Raw genomic sequence first — 10,994 nt, forward strand, 5'->3', positions numbered from 1 at the left:
CAAATCAGCGCCAGTTAAGTGTCATGTCTCATGGTTCAAGTCAGGGATTCTATCCTTTCCCTTACAGACTGGATCATCGCCTCATACCTGGTACCCTTTTCCTTTTCCTCGTCGATTACTGCCTGTGGTGCCTTGGAGATGAATTTCTCATTTGTAAGCTTTGAGGTGACCCTCGCAATCTCCTTCATGAGCTTCTCCTCTTCCTTCCTAAGCCTATCAATCTCCTTGTCCCTGTCTATGAGGTCAAGCAGTGGTATGAATATCCTGGCGTCACCTGTAACTACAGCAACATTGTTTTTTCCTGAAGGTTCTGATGTGACAAGCTCAACTTCATCAGCGAAAGCAAGCTTCTTAAGATAATCCGTGGCCATTACGAAGGCTTCGCCCATTCCCTCCTGAGGAAGGATGCTGAGCTTGGATTTCCTTGATGAAGGCACGTTCATCTCCTGCCTCAGGTTCCTTATGCTCCTGATGGCTTCTATGACAGCATTCATATTCATTTCTGTCTCAAGGTCTACCATATCCTCATCAGGCTGCGGCCATGGAGCTGTGACTATGGTAGCTTCGTCGCCAAGGTGGCTGTAGATCTCCTCTGTGATGAACGGCATTACCGGGTGAAGGAGCTTAAGTCCTGCAATGAGTACATTCCTTATGACATTGAAGCTTGTGCCCTTCTCCTCGTCAGTGCCGTTATAGAATACAGGCTTGATAAGCTCTATGTACCAGTCGCAGAGCTCGTTCCAGAGGAAGTCGTATACCTTCTGGAGCGCAACTCCCAGCTCGAACCTGTCAAGGTTTGCGGTAACGTCCGCAATGAGCGAGTTAAGCCTTGAAAGTATCCATTTGTCCGCAAGGGAATAGTTCCTTGAATCCTTGTATCTTTCGAGAAGTTCATCATTTAGGTTCATCAATACGAACCTTGATGCGTTCCAGATCTTGTTTGCGAAATTTCTCGCTGCCTCTACCCTCTCAGGATAGAATCTGATGTCATTACCTGGTGCGTTTCCGGTTATAAGCATGAATCTCAACGCATCAGCGCCATACTCATCGATCGTCTCCAGCGGGTCAACGCCGTTTCCGAGGGACTTGCTCATCTTCCTGCCTTCGGAATCCCTTACTATGCCGTGTATGAACACAGTATCAAATGGTGTTTCCTTCATGTTGTAGAGTCCTGAGAATACCATCCTTGCAACCCAGAAGAATATGATGTCATATCCTGTAACAAGGGTAGATGTGGGATAGAAATATTCCAGGTCTTCTGTCTTATCCGGCCACCCAAGGGTCGAGAAAGGCCATAGTGCAGAGCTGAACCAGGTATCAAGGACATCCTCTTCTTCCCTTAGCTTATCAAAGCCGCACTTTGGGCACGTATGAGGTGCATCTACTGAGGCTATGGTTTCGCCGCATGCGTCGCAATACCATACCGGTATCCTGTGTCCCCACCAGAGCTGCCTTGATATGCACCAGTCCTCTATGTTCTCCATCCAGTTGAAGTACGTCTTCTCGAATCTCTCCGGGACGAATTTAGTGTCCTTGTTCCTTACAGCTTCGAGAGCAGGGATTGCAAGAGGCTCCATCTTCACATACCACTGCCTTGAGATCATCGGCTCTATGGCAGTTCCGCACCTGTCATGGGTGGACAGGTTGTGGAGATGAGGCCTTATTGAGTCAAGGAGTCCGAGCGCTTCCATGTCCCTGACGATGAGCTTCCTTGCCTCGTACCTGTCAAGGCCGGCATATTTGCCACCGTTGGAGTTGATCCTGCCATGGTCGTCAAGTACGTTGACGCTGGGGAGGTTGTGCCTTTCCCCCACAAGATAGTCGTTAGGGTCATGGGCCGGAGTGATCTTCACGCAGCCTGTACCGAATTCAACGTCAACATAGGAATCGGCGACTATAGGGATCTCCTTGTCCACGAGAGGAAGCATGAGAGTCTTGCCTATGAGTGCCTTGTACCTGTCATCATCAGGATTTACAGCGACCGCCGTGTCTCCGAGCATTGTCTCCGGCCTTGTGGTGGCTATTGTTATATACCCGCTGCCGTCTGTCAGAGGGTACCTGAAGTGCCACAGGCTGCCTTCAGATTCCTTGTATTCGATCTCCGCGTTTGAAAGCGCGGTGGTGCACTTGGGGCACCAGTTCGTCATCCTGTTTCCCCTGTAGATGAGTCCTTCATCATACAGCTTTACAAATACTGTCCTGACCGCCTTCGAGAGGTTCTCGTCCATTGTAAAGGCTTCTCGGGTGAAATCGCAGGATGATCCCATCTTCTTGATCTGTTCCCTGATCCTCTCCCTGTATTCGTCGGACCACTCCCAGACCTTCTCAAGGAAAGCCTCCCTGCCTATTTCCTTCTTGACTATCCCCTGTTTCAGGAGTTCGTTCTCAACCCTTACCTCGGTTGCGATTGAAGCATGGTCCTCTCCAGGCAGCCAAAGTGCCTCGAAGCCCTGCATCCTCTTGTATCTGATGATCATGTCCTGAAGCGTCAGGTCAAGTGCGTGTCCCATATGAAGCTTTCCGGTTATGTTCGGAGGGGGCATCACTATGGTATATGGCTTCTTGTCCTTGTTAACCTTAGGTGTGAATATTCCCATCTCCATCCATTTGTCATAAAGTCTCTTCTCGAATTCCTTGGGATCATACGTCGTTCCCAGCATCTTCATGTCTTCCATAGCATCCTCCTTAAGATAAAAAGAGTCCCCGTCCATAAAAGGACGAAGACTCCGCGGTACCACCTTTTTTCCCACTGACATGGGCACTCGATAAATTAACGGTTCGAATAAACCGTCCGGACTTACTTAATTTCTGCCCGGAAGCTCGGAAGCTACCTTCTGCAAAATCCTGCGCAACCGTCTTTCAGCCTTGTACGGTCTCTCTATTGCGCTGACCCTTAGCATACTCCTCTTCGTCAATGCCTGATATATACCTTTATATTATATGTGCCTCTTCTCTATTGTCAAGGTCTTTTCTACTGTTGTGAGGTTCTGGTTCTTCTCCAGGTTCCTGAAGGCAGTCGATACCATCAGCTTGATCCTGTTCAGCTGGTTGACCTCGCTGGCGCCCGGATCATAGTCGATGGCGGTAATGTTCACGTTCTTGTTGTCCTCCCTAAGCTTCTTGATGACTCCCTTTCCTGTTATGTGGTTAGGGAGGCAGGCAAATGGCTGCATGCAGACTATGTTCTCAACACCGGAATGTATGAGCTCCAGCATCTCACCTGTTAGGAACCACCCTTCTCCGGTCTGGTTGCCGATTGAAACGACATCTTTGGTCATTTCCGCAAGGGATTCTATCCTTGAAGGAGGAGTGAACCTCTCTGATTCTTCCAGTGCATCCCTCAAGGCTTTCCTGTATATCTCTATCGCTTCGATAATGAGCTTTGATGTGACAGCACCCTTGAGGCTGCCTCCAAGCTCCTTCCTCTTGAAAATATTGTTATATGAGCTGTAGAGGAAGAAGTCCGTAAGGTCAGGCATGACGGCCTCACAGCCTTCATTCTCGATGACATCGACCACATTGTTGTTTGCAGTGGGATGGAACTTGACAAGTATCTCACCTACAAGTCCGACCTTTGGCTTAACGGTGTTCTTTATCTCAAGCTTGTCGAAATCCCTGACTATTGCCTGTACGTTATCCTTGTATAGCTGGAAGCTTCCATTCGAAACATCCTTCTCAAGCTTTTCTGACCATTTCTCGTAAAGCTCATTTGCAGAGCCCTTGATGGTCTCATATGGCCTCACCCTGTAAAGCACCCTCATTAGAAGGTCTCCGTAAAGTATGGCAAAAAGCACACGGTTGATCGTATCTAAGGTGAGCTTCATCCCAGGATGCTTCTCGAAGCCCTGGAATGACAGGGGCACAACAGGCACCTGCGGGAACTCCGCATCCCTGAGGGCTTTCCTGATGAACCCGACGTAGTTTGTGGCCCTGCAGCCTCCACCTGTCTGGGTTATAAGCGCCGATGTGTTGTCAGGGTCATACTTTCCGCTTTTAAGGGCATTAATGATCTGACCCGTAACTATAATCGAAGGATAGCATGCATCATTGTTGACATACTTCAGCCCTTCCTCGATGGCATTCCTGTCATCGCTTGGAAGAACCACCAGATTGAAACCAGATGCCCTGAGAGCCGCCTCAAGGAACCTGAAGTGTATGGGTGACATCTGCGGGGCCAGTATGGTGTGGGTCTTCTTCATCTCTATCGTGAATTGAGGCCTTGCGTAGACAATAGGTCTTTCCTTCCTTGTGAAGCCGTTCCTCTCCCTGGCGTCCATGGCAGCCTTAAGCGACCTTATCCTGATCCTTGCCGCACCAAGGTTGTTTCCTTCGTCAATCTTGAGGAGAGTGTAAAGCTTGCCCTTGCTGTGAAGTATCTCCTCCACCTGGTCTGATGTGACAGCATCAAGTCCGCAGCCGAAGCTGTTGAGCTGGATGAGTTCAAGGTCATCCCTTCCCGCAACGAAGGAAGCGGCCCTGTAAAGCCTGTTGTGGTAGGTCCACTGGTCGATTACCCTTAGAGGCCTTTCAACACTGCCAAGCTGTGCAACAGAATCCTCTGTAAGCACCGCCATGCCGAAGTCCTTTATGATGTCAGGAATCCCATGATGTATCTCAGGGTCAACATGATATGGTCTTCCGGCCAGTACGATGCCCTTAAGACCATGTTCCCTCATGTACCTCAGGGTCTCTTCACCCTTCTTCTGTATGTCTGCCTTTAGCAGGTCCTTTTCTGCATATGCCTTCTCTACAGCAGCTGTTACCTCCTGGAGAGATACATCAGCATATTTTGATAATATGGAGTGCAGCTTCTTTGGAAGTTCGTTTCTCTTGTACAGGTTCAGAAACGGATTGAGGTATGTCGTGCCCTTTGCCTGAATAATATCCATGTTGTTCTTTACGACCTCTGGATATGAGGTCACAACCGGACAATTGTAGTGGTTTGATGCTCCCCTGTCCTCCTTCTCCTCATATGGGATGCAGGGATAGAAGATCATATCCACATTCTTCTTCGCAAGCCATTCGATGTGGCCATGGACTATCTTGCCTGGATAGCATACCGATTCCGAAGGGATCGATTCCATGCCGAGCTCATATATCTTCTTCGAAGACCTCGGGGAAAGGACCACCCTGTATTTCAGCTCTGTGAAGAAGGTGAACCAGAACGGATAGTTTTCGTAAAGGTTGAGGACCCTCGGTATGCCGATCGTTCCCCTTGTTGCCTCCGATGCTTCAAGGCTCTTGTAGGAGAATGTCCTGTCGTGCTTGTAGTCGAAAAGGTTTGGAATGTCATTCTTCCGTACTGTTCCAAGAGGCCTTTCACACCTGTTGCCTGAGATGAATTCATGTCCTTCCCTGAATATGTTTATCGTAAGCGGACAGTTGTTGAGGCAAAGTCCGCAGCGCCTCATCTCCGTCCTGGGTGAGAGAAGCTCAAGCTCTTCCGGCTTCAATAGGGTCGACTTCTGCCCCTCCATCCTGTCCCTGGCGATTATGGCAGCACCGAATGCCCCCATAAGGCCTGCGATGTCAGGTCTTACAGCATCCCTGCCGGAAACCTTCTCGAATGCGCGAAGTACGCTGTCGTTATAGAACGTACCTCCCTGCACGATGATCTTTTCACCCATTTCCTTTGGATTTCTGATCTTTATTACCTTGAACAAAGCGTTCTTTATTACGCTGTAGGAAAGTCCGGAGCTGATGTCACCAACGGAAGCCCCTTCCTTCTGAGCCTGCTTTACCCTTGAATTCATGAACACAGTGCACCTGGATCCCAGGTCAACAGGCTCGTCGGAGAAGAGCCCTTCCCTGGAGAAGTCTCTCACGTCAAAGTTAAGCGATTCCGAGAAGCTCTCGATGAAAGAACCGCAGCCTGATGAGCACGCCTCATTCAGCATTATGGAATCGATGGCGCCGTCCTTGATCTTCATGCACTTCATGTCCTGACCGCCAATGTCAAGGATGAAGTCAACACCCTCAAGGAAATGGTTTGCTGCCGTATAGTGAGCTATAGTTTCGATTTCTCCGAAATCCACACCGAGGGCAGACTTCATCAGGCTTTCGCCATATCCTGTAGCGGTGCTTCCTGCTATGTATGCGCCATCAGGCAGTTTTGAATAAAGGTCCTTGAGTATCGATACTATAAGCTTAAGTGGCTCTCCCTTGTTGCTTCCGTAATATGAGTAGAGTATCCTCTTTGAACCATCCATGAGCACGAGCTTGGAAGTCGTTGAACCAGAGTCTATACCCAGGTAGCAGGGTCCAATATGGCTGGAAAGGTCAGCCCTTTCTGCCTTTGCCAGGTCATGCCTCGCCTTGAATTCATCAAAATCAGCCTTGTCGGCGAACAGAGGGTCCAGCCTTTCTACTTCCTTAACGAACACACCCTTGAGCTTTTCTGCCCTGTCCCTCAGGACCTGGAAGTCATGGGAATAGGTCTCCTTTGAATGGAGGGCAGCACCCATGGCAACATATAGCTCTGCGTTTTCAGGTACAATGGCAGAGTCTTCAGAAAGGTGAAGGGTCTCTATGAACCTTGTCCTGAGCTCAGAAAGGAAATGAAGCGGGCCACCCAGGAAGGCTATGTTGCCTCTGATCGGCTTGCCGCAGGCAAGACCTGAAATGGTCTGGTTGACGACTGCCTGGAATATGGAAGCGGCGATATCCTCTTTCTTCGCACCCTCGTTTATAAGGGGCTGAACATCAGTCTTTGCGAAAACCCCGCATCTTGCAGCTATCGGATAAATGAATGTGGAACCTTTTGCCAGGTTGTTCAACCCGGTTGCATCGGTCTTGAGGAGAGCTGCCATCTGGTCGATGAACGCGCCGGTACCTCCTGCGCAGGTACCGTTCATCCTCTGCTCGATGGAGCCGTCGAAATAGGTTATTTTGGCATCCTCACCGCCAAGTTCTATTGCTACGTCGGTATGCCCTATGAATTCTTCGACAGCTTTGGTGGAGGCTATGACCTCCTGTACGAAATCTATCTTCAGCCAGCTTGCGACGGACATTCCGCCAGAGCCGGTAACGCTCACTGTGATTTCACGCTGCCCAAAGGCATCGTATGCATCCTTGATACAGTCCACGACAGTGCTTCTGATGTCAGAATAATGTCTTTTGTAGTCACTGTATACCAGTCTTGAATTCTTATCCAGGACCGCAATCTTGACAGTAGTTGAACCCACATCAAGACCTATGAACAATCTGTCTTTCATAAACCAGGTCCGGTCAGCACAGCGGATCGGAACCCCTCACCTCTCTTTGATAGTCAGTTGGCAAATATGATTCTAATGAAAAATTCCCGTTAATATGTGGCTAAGGATTGAATAATAATATATTATATCACCAATTTGTAAATTTTGTATTATAAAGAAATAATTAAGAATTGGAAAGGATTTCAAGACGAAAACCATTAAAAGAGACAGGCATGAACAAAAATTCAGCCTGTCGCAAGTTTAGTCCATATCAGTTTCATCAGCTGAGAGAAGCTCTCTCAATACAGATGAGACAGTATCCCTCGAGAAGCCCTTGTTTACCAGGAATCCGTAGAGCCTGCCGCGAAGCTTCCACTCATCGCTCTCCCTTTTCTGAAGGAGCGCCAGCTTCTTTTCAGCCTGTGACCTGCAGGATTCCTTTTCGGCATCTGGCGGCATACTGCTGATTGCTTCTTCAATTGTAGCCTTGTCAATGCCCTTTGCCTGAAGTTCGTGCCGGATCTTAAGTATTCCGCCCTTCCGTATCTTTTCGCTCGAATAGAGCTTTGCATACCTCTCGTCATCTACCAGACGGTAGTCTTCAAGGAGAAGCGCTATTGAATCTATGGTATCCTCATCGTAGCCCTTTGAGGTTAGCTTTCGTCTGACCTCTTCGAGGGTCTTGTAGCCTCTTTCAAGGAATGTGAATGCATCATCCTTTGCCCTGAGCTTCTCATCGGCGTTCACCATGTCCCGCAGTGAAGTCTCATCTATCTCCATGCCTGGCTTTAGGTGCATCCTCACAATCAGTTCCTTGTGACATGGATAGATGCTGCCATCATCCATTGTCAGTCTTGACCTGTCCTTGTCCCGTCTGTCGTCTTCAATTGATGAAATCTTCAATTTCAGTCACCTGCCCTGAGTATGAATATTGTAGGATCCTTCAATACCTTTGCGGCAACCCTTTCAACATCAACAAGTGTTATCTTTTCAAGGTCCTCGATGTCTTCCAGGAATTTCATCGGCGGGTCACCTTCAATGAGGTCATCCATTATGCTCGAACAAAGGTGGTGGGTATCCTCGAGGGTGGACATAACCCCTGTCTTCATTACCTTCTTCATGACTTCAAGGTCCCTGTCAGATATTACAGACCCTTGTGCAAGACCTTCTGTGATTCCCTTTATGATATCCAGGGCGACCTCGGTTGAGTCATCGTGGACTTGAGTATATATTGTAAGGCTCTGGATCCTGTCTGTGAGGTCGAGGTCCGAGTATGCATCATAAGCCAGCCCCATCTCCTCGCGAAGCTTCCTGAAAAGCATTGAGTTTGCTGAATTTCCAAGCTTATAGTTGAGTATCCGTAAGGGAAGCTTTTCATGTTCTTCAAGCTCGAAGGTATAAAGCATCCCAATGGCTGACTGTTCCATCTGCTTTGAGGACTTGAATCTTCCCGGACGGTTTTTCTCAAAGGATATCTCATTCTTCTTCGGAGCATCACCGGTCCAGGAGCCGAATATGTCTTTGACGATCTTAAGCACGAGACTGAATTCAAGAGGTGAAACTATGGTAAGCACTGCGTTACCCGGAACATAGTGCTTCGAATGGAAATCTGCAAGCTTCTTCCTTGTGAAGCCTTTTATGCAGGTTTTCGTTCCGAGTATGTCAGTCCTTAGTCCGCTCTTCCGGTAAGCCTTCCTGTTAAGCAGGTTTAGGGTGAGTGACTCAGTGTCGTCAAGTGTAGCCTTCAGTTCTGAAAGCACGACCCCCTTCTCCTTCTCCATCTCATCCACAGGGAATGCCGGGAACCTGACCATCTCGTTCAGTATCCCCAGACCTTCGGAAATCTCTTCCTGCAGAGCTGTAATGGTGAAGACCGTTGACACATAGTCGGTGAAGGCATTGTACTCTCCTCCCAGGTATTCAAGGTCTTCGTTTAGGGTCTTGTTGCTTCTGAAGATCGTTCCCTTGAAAATCATATGCTCAAGGAAATGGCAAATACCCTTCTGTGCCGGACCCTCATGGAGTGCCCCGGTCCTTATACCGATGTTGCAGGAAAAAAGGGCCCCATCCTTCCTGATCACCGCAACCTGAAGTCCGTTCTCAAGGGTAGTTGTCTTGCAGCTGTTCTTTTTGTCTATCATCTGATGGCTCCTAAGCTTTTATTGCCCTCATAACCAGAGGTAGTTTTGAATTGTCCCAGGCACTTCCGTCAAAGCCGCCAAATGACTCTATTGACTTGAAACCGGCTGATTCCAGCATTTCCTCAAGCTCGGACATCCTGAGGGGAAGAAGCATTACAGAGCTTCCCACCTCTTCAGAACCGACCCTGAGCTTTGACCTGAATTCAATCTTCATCGTATCAGGATCCAGCTTGTAATTCCTGACGAAGGTTATGTCCTTATCCTTCACTTCAATGGTCGGAAGGCTTGTAATGGATTCATCGAGGATCCTGTCGTAGTTTATGATCTGGAGAATGAGCCTTCCTCCCGATTTAAGCAGCCCATAACATGTCCTTATGAAGTCAAGGACCTGCTGCCTGTCCTTCAGATGGACCAGGGAGTTCCCGATGCAGAAGATCAAGTCCATCTCGTCAGTACACACCAGGTCTATATCCATCATGTCTGAGACTATGAAATCGGCATCCGCATCGAGCAATACGGCCTTTGCTTCAGCAATGGCAACCATTGACTCATCTATATCGACACCTACTGTCTGAAAACCTTTCCCGGCAAGGGCTATGGCGTAGGTTCCCGTACCGCAGGCCGCATCAAGCACCTTTGCACCGGGCTCGAGACTTTCGGCAAGGAAGGCTGCAGCAGGCAGGCTAAGCGGAAATATGTCATCATAATGTCTGGCAAGGATCTCATAAAACTTCAATTCAATTCCTCCCCGTGTATTGTCAGCAAGACCCGCATAAGCGCCCTGCGACGAATTTACTTTGAACAGACCAGATATGTATCCATCTAAACATTATACAGTCTGCAAAGCCTTCAGACAATGAAAAGAAATGTAACAGACCTGCCACATTGATGAAAAAGCTTGCGCAAACTCGTGACTTCAGTCGTGAGTTTGCAAGCGAAGTGAAGAAACAGGCAGTACTCAACACATTAGCATATATCAAGTGATAACTACCATAAAACACCTATTATAATGGCTTTAGCTTAACACATATGTTAAGGCGGATATGTCTATACAATCCAGTATCATTGGTCTGGTGCGTAAAGTACCGGCACGATATCCTTATTGGACAAGTGGATGATGATGTGAAGGATTTGTTAATCTGATTGCTTCAGATAATGATGTGAATATCATGGAGATGGAGTCACATAATGATCACATACATCTGCTGATCGACTGCAAACCTCAGCACTATATCCCAGATGTCGTGAAAGCACTCAAAGGGGTACCAGCAAGGTTATTGTTCAAGAAGCACCCTGAACTGAAGAAACGGCTTTGGGGCGGTCATCTGTGGAATCCCAGCTACTTTGTTGCCACAGTCAGTGAAAATAATGAGGAGCAAATGCGCATGTACTTACAGAGTCAGAAAAAGAAATGAGACAGTCCAAGCTTTGACAATGGTGGAGGTGAGTGCATTGCTGCAGCATAAGGCCTATGAATACCGTATCTACCCAGATAAGAAACAGGAAACGCTGATTGCAAGGACGATAGGCAGTTCAAGGCTCGTATACAACCATTTCCTGGAACTTTGGAACAAGGAATATGAGGAGACTGGCAAATGCCTTACTTATTCCGCATGCTCCAAACTTCTGCCAAGATGAAGAGGGACCCGGAAACAGTATG

Annotated in this window: 6 protein-coding genes, 1 pseudogene and 1 other annotated feature; of the genes and pseudogenes, 2 read left to right on the forward strand and 5 right to left on the reverse strand. The window is 48.1% G+C overall.

The genetic code is table 11. The features are described 5' to 3' along the window. Positions 1 to 35 precede the first annotated feature (35 nt). The 5 genes from T472_RS12520 to T472_RS12540 form a co-directional block, all read right to left on the reverse strand. A complete protein-coding gene (locus T472_RS12520) occupies positions 36 to 2,675 on the reverse strand; it encodes a valine--tRNA ligase (RefSeq protein WP_023863624.1) in 2,640 nt (879 codons plus the stop codon). A 35-nt stretch (positions 2,676 to 2,710) separates the two neighbouring features. Continuing rightward, positions 2,711 to 2,924, reverse strand: a binding site (T-box leader). A 12-nt stretch (positions 2,925 to 2,936) separates the two neighbouring features. Continuing rightward, positions 2,937 to 7,214: a 2-hydroxyacyl-CoA dehydratase gene (locus T472_RS12525; RefSeq protein ID WP_023384458.1), complete on the reverse strand. Its 4,278-nt coding sequence runs from the start codon at positions 7,212 to 7,214 to the stop codon at positions 2,937 to 2,939. Between the two features lie 240 nt (positions 7,215 to 7,454). Next, positions 7,455 to 8,096 (reverse strand): regulatory protein RecX, encoded by a 642-nt coding sequence (locus tag T472_RS12530; protein WP_023384460.1) that lies wholly within the window; start codon positions 8,094 to 8,096, stop codon positions 7,455 to 7,457. A 2-nt stretch (positions 8,097 to 8,098) separates the two neighbouring features. Next, positions 8,099 to 9,334 (reverse strand): M16 family metallopeptidase, encoded by a 1,236-nt coding sequence (locus T472_RS12535; RefSeq protein ID WP_023384463.1) that lies wholly within the window; start codon positions 9,332 to 9,334, stop codon positions 8,099 to 8,101. Positions 9,335 to 9,344: 10 nt separating this feature from the next. Further along, positions 9,345 to 10,070, reverse strand: coding sequence for a class I SAM-dependent methyltransferase (locus T472_RS12540; protein WP_023384465.1), 726 nt, complete (start codon positions 10,068 to 10,070; stop codon positions 9,345 to 9,347). A gap of 318 nt (positions 10,071 to 10,388) precedes the next feature. Here T472_RS12540 and tnpA point away from each other — a divergent pair. Together tnpA and T472_RS12550 are read left to right on the forward strand one after the other, a co-directional pair. Then, a pseudogene (gene tnpA / locus T472_RS12545) lies at positions 10,389 to 10,749 on the forward strand (IS200/IS605 family transposase). Between the two features lie 37 nt (positions 10,750 to 10,786). Next, positions 10,787 to 10,972, forward strand: a complete 186-nt coding sequence (locus tag T472_RS12550; protein ID WP_040907548.1) for a helix-turn-helix domain-containing protein — start codon at positions 10,787 to 10,789, stop codon at positions 10,970 to 10,972. The last annotated feature ends 22 nt before the right edge of the window (positions 10,973 to 10,994 follow it).

Source organism: Youngiibacter fragilis 232.1, assembly GCF_000495435.3.
GTDB classification, from domain to species: domain Bacteria; phylum Bacillota; class Clostridia; order Clostridiales; family Clostridiaceae; genus Youngiibacter; species Youngiibacter fragilis.